The sequence below is a fragment of the Borrelia turcica IST7 genome, assembly GCF_003606285.1.
Taxonomy (GTDB): Bacteria; Spirochaetota; Spirochaetia; order Borreliales; family Borreliaceae; genus Borrelia; species Borrelia turcica.
On record NZ_CP028891.1, the window covers coordinates 13,242 to 27,941 of the forward strand.

Consider the following 14,700-nt stretch of genomic DNA (forward strand, 5'->3'; position numbering starts at 1 on the left):
TACAACTCTCCTTTATTGCTCCTCATTGCGAATAGTTATCTCAAAACCCCTATTCCCGTAAATAGCTACCTTTACAAAATTGATTTTAAATTCACTTATACTCTGTGGCGCCTCTTTTAACTTGCCACTAAAATCAAGAGTAAATGAGTCAGATAAAGCTACCGCATTAATTATTGTAGGAGTTCCACCACCGGCCTTAATAATAATGCCCTCAGTGTTAATATCTAGTATGTCTCCTATTTTTATGTTTGGGTTTCTAGTAACTAAATACCCACTAAAATTATTTGTAATTGGTAGTACGGTAGCTGTCTGGCTAAATTCATCAATATCAACACAAATTCCATATAGGTTTAAATCATCTGTAGGCTCTACATGAATAAAAGGCTCTGCTTCACTAATTGCTAACTTTACTCCACGCTTATATGGAAAGCCTTTATAAGGATAGTTTTCTAACTTATCAACACTACTTGAATTCGTTTGACAGGGCGATGAAAAAATTAGATTTTTATCTCTATGCTCCGTGTTGTTACTAAAAGTAGTAACTTCACCAACAGAAGTTTTGCTATATTTCTTAAGTTTTAAAATAAATTCTTTGTATGCATCTTCTTTTTCCTCAAATTCACTTTTTTGCTGTGGCTGTAGCACTTGTTGTTGTTGTCTTTTAACTCTAATTTCTGCCTGTTGCTCTACTACAGGCTCTATTATCTTCTCTTTAAGTTCTCTATCAGGGGCGGTCTGTGGTTTTTGCTTACGGCTACTCAAATTTAAGCTCCCTTAAGGGCTCTATTACCAAATACACTAGCAAGTATTATGCTGACACTATTATTGATTTTATGTGAACTTGATAAGGCTATAGCATTAACCGTCTTGTTTCCCCCCGCAACCTTTTCTAATTCTCCATCTTTGTTGAAAAACAATTTGTCGCCAGCCTTTATTCCATTGTCTCCACCCCCCTTTAGCACCAGAAAGCCTGTAAAATTATTAGTAATAGGCAATACTGTGGCTATCTGGCTAAATTCATCAATATCAATACAAATACCGTATAAGTCGTCCCCTCCGCCGGCCTTAACGCCAAATTCATATGCATTATCTTTGTCAAAATCTAGTACAACACCCCTCTTGTACGGGTATCCTGTAGCAGGGTAGTTTTCTAATTTATCTACACTACTAGTTCTAGTACCACCAGAATTGCTAAAAGTTAAATTCTTATCCTTAAAATCAACATAATTACTAAAAAGACCTACATCAGTAATAGGATTTTTCATTATCTCTTTAAGTTCACTTACCTTTTTCTCATAATCTTCTCTTATTTTAGCTAAATCAGCCATATCAACCCCCTTAAGCTCGTCGTTGCGCTAACATTTTGTTTTTGTAAAACAATAAGCGCCTCTCTTTATGTGTATTTGCAATACCCTCATAAAATTCACTAAAATTACGCGGTCTAAAATTAGGATTATTTAGTGATAGCTGTTCCTTAAATTCAATCAAATTTCCTTTTTTGCCTATACGAGCCCCGCTAGCAAGCCTACTAGTAGCATCCCGTCTCTTAATATTAACCTTAGCAAGTGCTACTAATTGCTCTAAAACTTCACCACCTACATGTTCAATATTGCTAGTTTTGCTAATTGCTAATATTTGCTCAGAGGGTACATATTTGCGAATAAGTTCCTTTTTTTGTGCTAGCATTATATCAGCTAAGCTATATCCCTTATCAAGGAGAGTCTCTTTATTAAAATGAGCACTTAAATAAGATTTAGATAAATTATCTATTTCATTAATCTTATTAGCCTGTGCTAATAAGCTACGCTCAGCAGAAACTTTAGTTTTATTTGCCTTAAGTTCTCGGGCTATTCGCTCATTAATACTTACAGTTGGTGATTGAGTACTGTTTTTATTATTTGTCTGCTGTTGCTGTTTCTTATAACGCATATATTGGCTATATTCATCTAAACTTATACTCTTATGTTGTTTCAAGTTAGGTTTAGTGTTGCTGTTAACTAAACTAGTCTTCTTCCCCGCATCATTTAATGTTGCTACAGATTTATTTGTTTTATCTGCCTTTGACATAAAAACTCCTTGATAAATTTAATTTTTGTTGTTTTTTTCCAAAAAGAATAATTTTTCACTTAAATTAACTCTATCAATATCACTTAAACCCTCTTCTCTAATTAGAGATAAATATTTAGAATAAGTGTCCATTAATCTATTATCCGCCTCTATCTTCTGCTCATCTGTTAATAGCACAAGAGAGTTAAATCTCATATCAAGTCCATAATATTTATTTAGTTTGCTATTAACCGCATTTTCAATATTCTCTTGTACGCCCTTTAGAAAATCATAGTAATTACTTCTATCACCCTTCCCGTCACTCCCTAATCCTTTAGTCTGTTCATTAAAACTGCGCGTTAATGGCTCCTTTGTATCAGCCCCTATTTTAGCCTTAACAAGTTCAAGTGCCTCTTTAAGAAAAGCAAGGTCATACTTAACTACCTCAAGACTAGCGTTTGGTGTTGCCGTATAGAAAATACCCTCATTATTAAGGTTATTCTTAAGTCTTGTAAGCTCACTCTCAAGTGCATTATTTATTCCCTTAAAAGTACTAATATTTGCATCGGCATTTTCCTTTTGCTGACTAGCAAATAAATTCTTAAATAAACCCCCACTGCTGTTGTTTTTCGTTAAAAGGTCAACTGATGCTGTGGCATTGGTTAATGCGTCTTGTAATTCTACTAAATATTCATCTTTATAGAATAAAAAGTTATGATTGCTTATTTTCTTTTCTATCTCACTATATATCTTCTCAAAAAGGTAAATATTTAGTAGGAAACTTTTTGTATAAACAGGGGTATATGCGTTTAGGATATAGTCATAATTCTCATATATTATAACTCTACTCTTATGTATTCTAACTTCTCTAATACTAACTTTTTCATGTAGAGGAGCATCTTCATCTTGACTTATAGTCTTAAGCGAATAGGTAATATAACTTGACTCATAGTCCCTGTCTCTAACACGCAAATAGTCAAGATATGTAAATCCTATAGGCAATTCATTTAAAACTTCACTCTCAAGGTCAAATTCATCATCATGTGTTCTAATTAAAATATAGCCAACACCATTAAACCTATAGCTTATAACAGCATTAAGTAGCGCCTCCTTAAGCTCAACCTTAAGTGCACAAAGCCCCTCCTCAACAACACCACCTGCTCCTGTTTTAAGTAAAGTAATTCCGTTCTTTAATGTGTCTTCAGCTACATTTTCAATATAATTCCTAAAAAATATAGAATATCGGTATAAATCCAAAGGATTAAGATTTGCATCTAATTTCATAATCAAACTTTTTTAAAAATACATTAATAAATAATAATTCTATATATTATATAGCAAATAACTGTTTTTGTCAAGTAAACAAGTTATCTATCTTTACCCCAACACTTTATCCTGCCATAAAATCCTCTACAAATCTCTTTAAAAGTTCCTTGATATGTTACAACTAAAAATGCTAAGAAAAATACAATAACAATAAACATCATTAAAATGAATTCACTATTCCTTTTGTAAAAACTAACACTTATATCTTTAAAATAAACAAAAAGCACTACTAAAGCTTTTACTAAAACAAGTACTATTCTTATTAAATAACTAGCTAAACCCTTTAATAAAAGTAATACTTGTTTAAAGAAACCTTTTAGTATCGCTACTAGCCACATCATGGCTCCTAGTAATACCACTAGTATCTCCTAAATTTATACTTAATAGCAAAAACACATATGTGTTTTTATTTAAATATATGTCAAATATTAGTTTTTGTTAAATTTAAGTGTGGTTTAAGTTGTAGTTTATTTAAAAAAGAGAGCAATAAAACCACCTATAGTGGTTAACCATATGGCAAATGATAAGCCAAAAAGCCATTTGTTATTTTTATCTAAATTATCAACCTTAACATTAAGTAAAGTAATATCACCTTTAAGCTCATTCCTAACAGCAGTAATATCGCTTTTAAGCTCATTCCTAACAGCAACAATATCGCTTTTAAGCTCATTCCTAACAGCAACAATATCGCTTTTAAGCTCATTTTTAACATCAGAAATATCGCCTTTAAGCTCCATTTTAATAATCAGGAGGTCTTGATAACTAATCTCATTATGATAATACCTATTTGCAATATCACTAGCAATTGCCTCATTAAAGCCAATCTTAACAAATTCATCTATTACCATTTGCTCTGTTATATGTGTGTGTTGCATACTAAACCTCTGCTTTTAATTATACCTTAAAAGTACTTTAATTTAGAAAAATGTACTTCACGCTTTTTCCTATTTAAATTTAATAGCAAATAAGCACAAGACAGGCTATCTAGTGCATCGTCACAAACAGTATTATCACCCCTGTAAGCATAAATATCAGTAAAAACTGATGCGGAGGAGTATTCCATTATCTCAAGTTTAGCGTAGCTAAATAAGGGTATTAGCGTACAAATTCTTGCAAATTTATTTGATTTTGGTTTAACAGGCGCAATACTGAAATAGTGTGTTTCTATCTTATCACGAAGACTCAGCATAATAGAAGTTAGCATACCCAATCCTTGTGTGTTATCACGCTCTTCTATATAGAGTTTAGAAACATTAAATTTTTCTATTATAGCCTTAATTGTAGATATGACATAAGAATCATTAACAGGACGCTTTTCTTGATAAATGAATGCATAAAATTTATCTTCAAACTGCTCCAGAACACAAACAGCAGTGTTATCACTCCCCATACTAAATGAGGGGTCAATGTAGCAAATGGGACTCTTATACATATATGAGCCATTTAGCACAATATTGCTAAATATCGCCTCTTGGCTAGCTACCCACTCGCCATAAAGAACACGCGCTTTATATGTTGGCGTTGACTTGTATAGATTTTCCTGTGTTTTTATAAATGACTTACTCAAGATAGCATTATCATATGTTGTAAAAGTATAAGTCTTATATACATCTGTCTTGTCAATATAATCAGTTTTGAAAAAATGGGCGGGGTGGTCAGGATTTGTGTCAAAAATAACAACCTCTTGTCCGTGTCTTAATCGCTTTAAAGCCTCAAGTAGAGTGTCTTTATGCAGTGTAGTAGCCTCATTAACATAGACTAGAGAAGTATTAGACCCCCTAAAGCGCTCATAATCAGTAGTCTTATCACCTCCATAAAGGTTAACCCTAAGTCCGTCTATTAGAATATGAGAAGTATTTGCTTTTTTTGTAACAAAAGGAATTTTAAGCAGGCTACACACTTTTTCAAATTGTCCTAAAAGATTTACTTCTATAGCTTTAGCAGAATTACCTAATATGAAATTATTTGTATCTGCTAAATAGAGTGCCCTATTTTCTAATAAATTCTTAATAAAGAGATAACACGCAAGGAATGTTTTGCCACTAGCAATACCACCACTTAAGACTATCTTAGTGTGTCTATGCTTTTCTATGTCCCTTAGTACTTCCCGTTGTTTTCGAAGTAAATGTGTATCTTCAAATGCTTTAAAGTCAGGTTTAGCTACAGCAGTATTCTTTAGTAAATCTGCTATATCAATGCCATATCTTTTTTTATAATGCCTTTGTTTCTTAATAAAAAGACTACTCTTAAATAAAATCATTGTTTATTCTATCTGTGTTTAAGTAGTCCCTTTACGCTCTTTTCTTCCTAAATTAGCTATAGAGTTTAGCTTAAGAAGTGCGTCATAGAGCAGTGACATTTCCTTTAGTGTTATTTGTTTTTTTAGTGAAGAGAGTGCGTTTATCTTCTCCTCTACCTCTTGATTTAGAGACTCAAACATATCACCCTGCTTGAGTTTACTACTCTTAAGCTTGACCTTAATAGATAAAATCTCATCTTCAAGCCTGCTAGCCTCATCATAATATTTGCTAAATTCTAAACAAAAATATTTCCTAAAAGACTTAATAAAATCAATGCCAATTAAATTAATTTCATGCTCTAGTTCAAATCTAGTGTTACTAGACAAAGACTCAGTCTTAATGTTTTTTGCAATAAGACTAGAAAACTCGTCTTCACTTGAACTACTAACGCCACTACTACTGCTATACTCAGGGTTATCCTTAACCTGTTCCCACTTACGCCTCATTTTCCATACATTAACATGAGATACACTCATTAAAATGGCTATCTCTGTATCTTTTAGCTTACCTTCTCTAAAATAAGGGATATAATCAATAAAAGATTTATTACTTCTACTATTGGTCTGCATTAACTTGTTCCTAATTTTTAAATATTATTTATTAACTATTGTTAAAATAATATTGCAAATCCAATCTTTTTCTATAAGGAGTGTTTTTGTCATAATTAGTGTATATTTTAAATAAGCTTTTTCGTATTTATTTATAACAAATTTAAGGTTAAGTAAAGTCCTACTTAAAATACCATAAAAAACTAACTCTAATAAATCAAATAGCTTTACTTGACCTTTTTTTTATAAAAATTGTCCTATATTTACTTAAGTGTTGCGAAACCATAATGGTAGCAAGCAAAAAAAAAGAGTAGTACCTTTGCGGTCTACTCTTTTATCCAAATAAAACACTACTACTTCTTTTTTCTTTTAGCCTTTTCAACAGGTCTTGTTTCATAAGTAGCCTCTTTAACAACAGTGCCTAAACCTGTGTTTGTCACTGTTTGAGTATAAGTTCTAGTAACACCATCCGCTGTAGTTGATTCTATTGTGTTTGAGCTATGATTACACCCTAAGGCACAAGATGCTAAGACTAGTAGTTTAATAAAAGGTATTCTGTTCATCATCATAAATTTACTCCTATAAATTTTTGTTAAATTTAATCGAATTTTTGTTAAATTTAATCAATAGAAAAGGTACTTCAAAATTAGCAAATTCGTATCATTTTTTGCTAATTTAGTAGTTTTTGTTGATTTTTTGTATAAAAAGTGTATTTTTATTTTTATCAAAATCTTTAGCTTATCAATTGAAGTTTTACCTCTTCATAGGAGCAATTCCTATTTTATAAAACTTCAATTGAATTCTTTTTTTTTAAGTAAAGAATTTAAAAATTGTTTTTTGTGCCAAGACAGAGCTTAAGAAAAGTTAAGAAAATGAGTCTATTGTTTTGGTTAGAAAAGAAGAGTCATCGTTGCAAATTGCAGTGTGCTCTTTAGAGTCAAATAAGGGGTATTAAGGCTAAATTTAGGCTAAAATTAGTGCCTATTGGTTAAAGTATATAGAATAAATTAACCGCTATGCTTAAAAATACTTAAAAGCAGAGACAAGAGAGGCCATAGAAAACAATTTTTGACCTATTTTGTTTACAACGAGACTCATTCCTACTATAAATGCCTACTATATTTTTGCTATAATTTAAGCCATAAAATATGCTTAAAATAGAGCTAAATTTGGTTAAAATAAGTTAAAGGGTTGGCTAATTTTATGAATACTATAGATGATAAGTCTTTAATTATTAATCTTGTAAAACAAAATCAAGAGTTATTGCTACTTACTAAAGAGTTGCTTAGCAAGCAGAGCAGGCGGAAAAAAGAAAAGGACTCGATTAGTAGTAGCTATAACAACAATGGCACTAGATTTTACTTAAATGAGGCTAGTAAACGCAAAGTTTATAGGTGTATTGACTCTTTAAAGAAGAGTGACCCAATATCTGGTTGGTTTATACATGTACTAGCAATAACAGGCTGTAGGGGCTGTGAAATACAGGGCGTACGGCTAGCTGATATTTCACGTGAAGAGAATCACAATAGTGGCGAAGTATTTTACAATATGCAAGTTAATGTAGCTAAGAAAAGAGACAAGACTCAGATTAGGGATGTTGTTATTAGTGAAGGCGAGTTTATGGCTATAATGGACGCACACAGACATTATTTTGTTAAAAAGGGTCAGGACGCAAGGCGCAAATATCTTTTTCAAAAAACTAAACTTGATTTTAAGGACAATAAGATTAGTATTATTAAAATATCTCGTAAATTTAAAGCTCTTCTTAAAGCCAATGGATTTAATGACAGAAAATCTCTTCATATTTGCCGTAATATGTTTGTAGCCTCACTTAAGAGTAAGGGATATAATTCTTTTAGCATTAAAGAGATTATGAAATACGCGTCTACTTCTGAGATTGATAATGTTTATGGACTATCTCCTGCTTGTAAAATACAAAGTTATAAGGATATTAGGAGTAGTATTCCTTTATAGTCTTAAACAGTAATTATTGATTTCTATAACCAATTTCAATTTTAATACCTTTTTAAAACATTTTTTTAACTTAAACAGTAGTTATAGCAAATTTACTTGTTCTTTTAAATAAGCAGTAGTGTAAATAAGCACTCTCTTTTATTCACATACAAACTTAACAAAAACTATTATTTTTGTTATAATTACTTATTTAATACACATTTATGCAAGTGTTAGGAGGCATTATGACTATTTTATTTATCACTTTATTATTAGGAGGCCTTATGGAAACAAATAAAAAAGAGACGGAGCTTTTATTAGAACAAATTATTAACAAAAAGCTCCTGCCTATTATGGACATAATAGCAAAACTACAAAAAGAAGTAAATACAATACCAGATATTGATGAACATGTTAAAACTTTAAATAGAACCCTATTAAAGCACAGAACATCACTAGCAAAACAGGATGAAAAATTATCTGATTTTGACATTAAAATGGCTGACATGGAAGAGTATATAATGGGAATGGAAGAGCGTGTTAGGAAAAGAATAAATAGAGGTATCGATAAAATCATCGCTGTATATTCTTCAAAATATGCAAATGAAGAATCCGATAAAAAACCTTCTCTAAAAATTAATTAACTTCATCTAACACTTGCATATAAAGGCATACTTAAGTATGCCTTTTTTTATTATACTTCATTTAGTTTTATTTTAAACAGAAGTTGTCCAGTAGGTACTGGACATTTGCAAAAATAGATGGCTAAAAAGGCCACAGGAGAGTATTTTTCTATTTTAAGCACTGCCTTAAACTTTTTTTAAAAAATTTTTCGAAACTTGTTTTCTTTTCTTATAAGAAAATATCTTTACTTAAAAGTTGTCCAGTAGCTACTGGACAACTTTTATCTCTTGTTAATCTATTGATAAGCGATATATTTTTTTAAAGTTAATGTTTTGGATAAGGAGAGGGTTATTTTTGCTACACTGATATTTGTTCTTATGATTGCAGTTATTCGTTATATAGACAATATAACTAATCGCTTATAGTATAGCTTTAAGCACTTTACTAGCAAAGAGTAATTTTTGATAAACGGATATGACTTGAAGGTTATGGGCTTTTATAGATTTTATGTTATAAATTAGGATATTTGAATTATTTTAATTCATTTTACCCAATAAATTTATAAATATCCTAATTTATAACAAAGAATTAAAGGAGGCTACTTGTATGTAGGTATTATTAATAAAAGCTGTAAGTCTATTTCTTATCAAAGATTTATTTTATATCTTGTCTTTATTAAATACAATTTATTTTTGAAATTTAATAAGAATTGACATTTTATGCAAAATAAACTTCTCCTTTTTGAATAGACTTATTAGCTTTTATTAAAAATACACACATTCTTTTTTTATGGTCATCATACTTGTATGATTCCTTACATAAAAGGTAAAAGTAAAAACTATAAAGTTTACCTTTTACTTTGACAAGAATAAGACCAAATATTTCCTGTGGTCTTATTCTTCTTTTTATAAAATTTATCTTGAAAATAAGCTTTATTCATAAATTAAACTCCAAAAACACTCGTATTTAATTTCATAATATGTATATCCAAAAACTTTTTTAATCGTGCATCAATAGAAGCTTTCTTTAATTTTTTCAATATCAAAGAGTCTTGACCTCTTGTAGATTCAAAATACTTAATAATAGCATTTAAAAATCTTCTCTCCTCACTCCTACCCTTCCCGTTTTCTAAATTATAATACTTCAAAAATTGTTCTTTCTCGTCCCTAACTATCTTATTAATTATAGCCTCGTTGTTATTATATATTCTAGCTCGCATAACTGCCTCCTATAAGCTCAATTATAGGGTAAGAAGACAAAATAACAATATTTTTAGCAAAAATTTTTATTCATTTACCTTAAGCTCAACCTGATAAAAAGTCTCTTTTATTTTTTTGCTATTACCTTTAAAGAAAACTAAAACATTTTGATGCACCTTAACCATTTTTCTTGTAGCAAAACTTAAATTTAATCTTGCTGGTGCTGTATTTAGGGGGTCTAGTATAATAATGTCATTATAAAATGACATTCCATTTTTAGTAAAAATATCAACCAAATCACCAACAAAATTATAATAACTTCCCGTCTTTTTATCTCTAATATTTGCTACAATAATGACAGCAAATCTATTATCTTTTAAAGCCTTAATACTGGCTTTAAAAGCATTTTCAATAATTTTTAAAAAATCATCATATGTTTTTTGATTGCTAGCATCATTTTCCAAATGAGAATACACTTCCAAATTGTAATACGGAGGACAAGATATAAGTAAATCTTGTGAATTATTCTCTATGTGAGTTAAGACATTTTGTCCATCATCGCAAGTATAGACAACATTTTCAAATTGGGCTACCCTAATACGATTAAGCTGTACCTGTTCACTTCTAAGCTCAATGCCAGTAAATATATTCTTAAGCATACCTGATACAAACCCATTAGTAGCATCTCCACTAAATGGGTCAAATATTTGATTATTATCCTTATATGGAGTAAACCATTTAATCAAAATTTCAATCAAAAAAGGGTCTAGGATAGACACACCATAAGCATCTCCTAAAGCAAATTTTCTACTCTCTCCAGAGTCTAGCATAATATCCATCCACTCTTTTTTCTTTAAAGCCCAATACCCACTTCTTCTGTCTAAAACGCTAAATGGAGGCACTATATACCTACCAAATGAAATTCCCCTATCTTTACCGTTTAAATATTTATCTCTTTTCTCTATTAAATTAGGATTTTGATTCTCTATAGTTAAATCAAAATAATGATTATTCCATCTATCTAATTTGAAATTATTATCTTTATCTAAACCTAACTCTAGTGAATCTAGTGGTAGTTTTAAATTTTTAAGAAAAAAATTATCAACATTAAGATTGAGTGTAAATTCAGTTAATTTAGTTGAAACAAAATCGCCATAAACAGAATTAATCATAAGCAGGAATTCTTTAGCCTGCCCCTCACTATGTATATCAAATTGTAGGCAATCAAATTGAGATGGTATTTCATATCCTTCACTTTCAAGTTCGTTAATAACTTCCAATCTTTGGTGTCCATCAAGTAAAAAAGCAATTCCTTGTTTTACATATATAAAAAATGGAATTACAAACCCTTTTGTTTTAATAATTTCTTTAAATTTAATTTTAGAGGCAGAAGATAATAACTTAATTCCATCCTGATAAGCAACCAATTCATTTTTTGACAACTGTACAACTCTAAAATCAACTTTAGATATGCTTTTTTTCAAATTAGCTCCTTAATATCCAATAATTTTAAAAATCTAAAAAACTGTTCATCCACACAGGAAGTTAATTCAATGTAAGTTTTATTCTTCTCTGGGAATGTATGTATTGCTAAATGACTTTCTGCAAGCAAAAATAAAACAGTAAGTCCATACGGTACAAATTTATGTTCCCTTTTATTTAAAATTTTGAATTTTGACTTTATTAATAACTTTTCAAAAAAAAATACCAAAAATTTAGCATCCGTACATCCTATCCAAAAAGATATATTATTCATTTTACAGTTCATAAAAGCACACCTAAATAAGGTTAAATATGCGTTTTGAAGTTATACTATAGCTCATACCGCGTTCTTTAAGTGCAAGTGAATCATAAAGCACACTTGAATCTCTTGTAGCCATAAAGTGATATCCTGCTAAATCCTTAATCTTAACTTCACTTATTTCAAATTCACGCCCCACAGGCTTATAAGTAGAAGACTCACGCCTCACACTTGTTGCAAGTCCATATGCTTTAAGTATCCTACAAGGGTCTAATATATAGCAATTACTTCTAATAAGCTCCATACATACAAATTTGCCATAGTTTATATTAATATCACTAACAGTAAACTCAATTCCTTTAAACACGCTTATAAAGTAGTGAAGACATAAAAAATAACACCCCCACTTTCCTATACAAGATATTAACTGCTTGTTATCCTGTCTTATTGACTCTATCATCATTTTTTAAACCTCATTTTTAAATAACTTATATAAAATTTATAGCAAATTAATTGTGTTTCAGCCCTTTAAGAATTAAGTCAATCTCTACCTACTCATCGCCTTTATATAAAGCAAAGAGTAAATGCAATTCAACTAAAACCAACATACTGCTTATAAAAGTATCTATACTAAATTCTTCCTTTACAACAAAAATATAATCATTCATACTAATAATCTTTTCACCTTTAAGGTCTAGTTTGCCTGTAAAGAAATGATTTATATACCCATTAAGGTAAAAGTGTGCATCAAAATCACTGTCTTTAGGATAAAAGCGAGCTAATGCTTTTCTAAACTCAAAACAACCCACTCTTTTTTTACCTTTAACAAATAAAGACTTACTAAAATCATCCCGTCGCTGTTCCATTCTGGCTATAATCTCTGCTCTAGTTACTATCCTTAAGTCCACAAAAAGCACCCCACTCTAAATTATTTATCTATTTCTTAGTTTACTTTTAGTTATATTTCTTGACCGCAATTGTTTGCTACGGGCTAGTTCAGCTTGCCTTAGCTCATTAGCCTGCTTTAAAGTCTCTTTTCGCTGTCTCTCTCTATCCTTCTCTGTTTCTACTCTTTGAGCGTAAGCAGATGCTACATCTTCTATCTCCCCTGCGCTCTTGTCTACTTCTTTACGTACCCTTTTAGCCCTATACAATACTTTACTAGTACTCCCAAAAAGTATCCTATATGTTTTGATTAATATAAATCCTGATAATACAATAAAGAAAGTAACTACAGCTGAACAAACAATCAATAAAAATATGATATACATATACTCCTCTCCTTAAACATTTAGTTAATTTGTCACATATACTCAAAAATTTGAATAAGGGGGGTACTCTAAAGAGTCTTTAATAGAGATTATGCTTACCTAAAACACTCTGATATTTGTTCTATTAAATAATAGTAGCACTAATTCCTTTAATAACCGCCCCTAACTTTTACTACTAAATAGACTCTAAATTAAGAAATAAAAGGGCAAAATGCCCTCATATTTCTTAAAAGCTACTTAATTCGCAAAAGCTAAATTTGATACATCAGTAATTATGGGACTATAGTCAAGATTAAGCCACCTTGATATGCCACTAACATCCTCTGTAGGAGTAGTATCTAATATCTTAGGTTTGCTATATAAAGTAAGCTTATCAGCAATAGCACGCTTGCTCATATTTAAACTAAATATCTTCTCACCAAACCTGTAAGCAACAGACTCACTCTCAATTAATGGGTTTTGTGTATTAACAACTTCTAATAGCCTCTTTATATCATCTTTAATGGGTTTAGTTACCCTTATATGTTCACGCTCATATTCCTTAAGGCAAGCTTTAAGCTCGCTTATCTTTTCTATATTTGCCTCTAAACAAATAGCACTAGTCTCTTCTAACTCTAACTTAACACACTCAACAAACTCAACAAATTCACTAACATAATCAAAATCTGCTAGCTTGCTATAAAAATTGCTACCTGTAACTAACTGCTCTATATAGCAAGCCAACTCGTCTTCATTAAGGCCATAAACATTAACTTCTCTATCATGCTCCATAAACTGTCTTAAAGAGATAATCTCATTTTCTAGTAGTAAAACATATTCAAGTATTTTTGCCACAAATGCATTATTCCTATTAATAAGACAATTAATGGGAGTATCACCTACTAAAAAGAATAAATTTGCCTTATTAAGTCCCGTACACGCTAACTGCATCTGTACTTGAATATAATACTTGAAAAAGTATCTGCTAACTAAAAAATTGCCATTGTTATTGTATGTTCTAATAGCATCAGATAAATAAGTTTTATCGCTACACTTAATCTCTAAAAGTTCAGCCTCCCCACAATTATTAATAAACCATCCATCAATGGTTGCCCCAACTAAATTATCTGCTCCATCTATTTTCTTAAAATAATTATACTTATCAATGCCATTTGAATATTTATTCTTATATAAAGCCTGTATCTCGTCACCATGTAGTCTTATAAACTCTTCAAAGCCTAAATTCTCTAATAACTTGCCTTTTTTCATACCAAGTGTCTCTTCCTTCTCTTGTTGCTGCTTACCAAATGCCTTATAAAGTCTAGTTGTCATAACTTGCGCTAAATCACGCTCTCCTGTAAAGATATTAGCTACTTCACTAGCGCCAATTCTCTTTAAATTGTCCCTCTGTAAATTAAACTCAATTGATTTAGTAAATCTAAAGCACTGCTGTGCCCCAACATAAGGAAGTCGCTTCCCTACACTCTTAATCTTTGCTACTGTGTTACTCATTTAACACCTCCTTTTGTGATTTATAAAATAAATTATATAGCAAAAACTATACTTTGCAATTCTCTTTGTTAAAAACTTTATAAAAAACAATTTTTATTTCTAAAAAGCTTACTTTTATTAAAGAATTGCTGTACTATAAATATTAATAAAATATCACAATAAAGGAGGTGTTCAAATGGACACTAATACAATTACAACTAG

General features: G+C 30.5%; 18 protein-coding genes. 2 read left to right on the top strand and 16 right to left on the bottom strand.

All coding sequences use genetic code 11. From position 1 onward, the window contains the following. Nucleotides 1-12: 12 nt before the first annotated feature. From DB313_RS06280 to DB313_RS06320, 9 genes are all read right to left on the bottom strand, one after another. On the bottom strand, nt 13-762 hold the full coding sequence (locus tag DB313_RS06280) for a DUF228 domain-containing protein (RefSeq protein WP_120105027.1): 750 nt from the start codon (nt 760-762) through the stop codon (nt 13-15). A 2-nt stretch (nt 763-764) separates the two neighbouring features. Beyond that, a complete protein-coding gene (locus DB313_RS06285; protein WP_120105028.1) occupies nt 765-1,328 on the bottom strand; it encodes a DUF228 domain-containing protein in 564 nt (187 codons plus the stop codon). A gap of 10 nt (nt 1,329-1,338) precedes the next feature. Then, nucleotides 1,339-2,067 carry a DUF1357 family protein gene (locus DB313_RS06290; protein ID WP_120105029.1) on the bottom strand — a complete coding sequence of 243 codons (729 nt, stop codon included), beginning with the start codon at nt 2,065-2,067 and terminating at the stop codon, nt 1,339-1,341. Nucleotides 2,068-2,085: 18 nt separating this feature from the next. Further along, nucleotides 2,086-3,330: an anti-CBASS protein Acb1 family protein gene (locus DB313_RS06295; RefSeq protein WP_120105030.1), complete on the bottom strand. Its 1,245-nt coding sequence runs from the start codon at nt 3,328-3,330 to the stop codon at nt 2,086-2,088. Between the two features lie 83 nt (nt 3,331-3,413). After that, complete coding sequence (locus DB313_RS06300; protein ID WP_120105031.1) at nt 3,414-3,731, bottom strand: hypothetical protein; 318 nt, start codon at nt 3,729-3,731, stop codon at nt 3,414-3,416. A 108-nt stretch (nt 3,732-3,839) separates the two neighbouring features. Beyond that, nucleotides 3,840-4,247, bottom strand: a complete 408-nt coding sequence (gene bdr / locus DB313_RS06305) for a Bdr family repetitive protein (protein WP_120105032.1) — start codon at nt 4,245-4,247, stop codon at nt 3,840-3,842. Between the two features lie 26 nt (nt 4,248-4,273). After that, entirely contained in the window at nt 4,274-5,632 is a 1,359-nt protein-coding gene (locus DB313_RS06310; RefSeq protein WP_120105033.1) for a PBSX family phage terminase large subunit, read from the bottom strand. Nucleotides 5,633-5,650: 18 nt separating this feature from the next. Further along, nucleotides 5,651-6,241 carry a DUF603 domain-containing protein gene (locus DB313_RS06315; RefSeq protein WP_120105034.1) on the bottom strand — a complete coding sequence of 197 codons (591 nt, stop codon included), beginning with the start codon at nt 6,239-6,241 and terminating at the stop codon, nt 5,651-5,653. A 332-nt stretch (nt 6,242-6,573) separates the two neighbouring features. After that, nucleotides 6,574-6,786, bottom strand: a complete 213-nt coding sequence (locus DB313_RS06320) for a hypothetical protein (RefSeq protein WP_152031127.1) — start codon at nt 6,784-6,786, stop codon at nt 6,574-6,576. A gap of 637 nt (nt 6,787-7,423) precedes the next feature. Here DB313_RS06320 and DB313_RS06325 point away from each other — a divergent pair. Both DB313_RS06325 and DB313_RS06330 read left to right on the top strand, forming a co-directional pair. Then, nucleotides 7,424-8,194 (top strand): tyrosine-type recombinase/integrase, encoded by a 771-nt coding sequence (locus tag DB313_RS06325; protein ID WP_120105036.1) that lies wholly within the window; start codon nt 7,424-7,426, stop codon nt 8,192-8,194. Between the two features lie 263 nt (nt 8,195-8,457). Beyond that, the gene (locus DB313_RS06330) at nt 8,458-8,817 is read left to right on the top strand and encodes a hypothetical protein (protein ID WP_152031128.1); all 360 of its coding nucleotides are present in this window, start codon (nt 8,458-8,460) and stop codon (nt 8,815-8,817) included. A 923-nt stretch (nt 8,818-9,740) separates the two neighbouring features. Here the strand turns inward: DB313_RS06330 and DB313_RS06335 are convergent. The 7 genes from DB313_RS06335 to DB313_RS06365 form a co-directional block, all read right to left on the bottom strand. Then, nucleotides 9,741-10,016, bottom strand: a complete 276-nt coding sequence (locus DB313_RS06335) for a hypothetical protein (protein ID WP_120105038.1) — start codon at nt 10,014-10,016, stop codon at nt 9,741-9,743. Nucleotides 10,017-10,082: 66 nt separating this feature from the next. Further along, on the bottom strand, nt 10,083-11,480 hold the full coding sequence (locus DB313_RS06340) for a hypothetical protein (RefSeq protein WP_120105039.1): 1,398 nt from the start codon (nt 11,478-11,480) through the stop codon (nt 10,083-10,085). Then, a complete protein-coding gene (locus DB313_RS06345; RefSeq protein ID WP_120105040.1) occupies nt 11,477-11,764 on the bottom strand; it encodes an S-adenosylmethionine decarboxylase family protein in 288 nt (95 codons plus the stop codon). Before DB313_RS06345 ends, DB313_RS06340 begins: the two co-directional genes overlap by 4 nt. 10 nt (nt 11,765-11,774) lie before the next feature. Next, the gene (locus tag DB313_RS06350) at nt 11,775-12,200 is read right to left on the bottom strand and encodes a DUF261 family protein (protein WP_120105041.1); all 426 of its coding nucleotides are present in this window, start codon (nt 12,198-12,200) and stop codon (nt 11,775-11,777) included. 88 nt (nt 12,201-12,288) lie between these two features. Then, nucleotides 12,289-12,645 carry a hypothetical protein gene (locus DB313_RS06355; protein WP_120105042.1) on the bottom strand — a complete coding sequence of 119 codons (357 nt, stop codon included), beginning with the start codon at nt 12,643-12,645 and terminating at the stop codon, nt 12,289-12,291. A 24-nt stretch (nt 12,646-12,669) separates the two neighbouring features. Continuing rightward, on the bottom strand, nt 12,670-13,008 hold the full coding sequence (locus DB313_RS06360) for a V-type ATP synthase subunit E family protein (protein WP_120105043.1): 339 nt from the start codon (nt 13,006-13,008) through the stop codon (nt 12,670-12,672). Between the two features lie 237 nt (nt 13,009-13,245). Further along, nucleotides 13,246-14,499, bottom strand: coding sequence for a DUF244 domain-containing protein (locus DB313_RS06365; protein ID WP_120105044.1), 1,254 nt, complete (start codon nt 14,497-14,499; stop codon nt 13,246-13,248). Between the last annotated feature and the right edge of the window lie 201 nt (nt 14,500-14,700).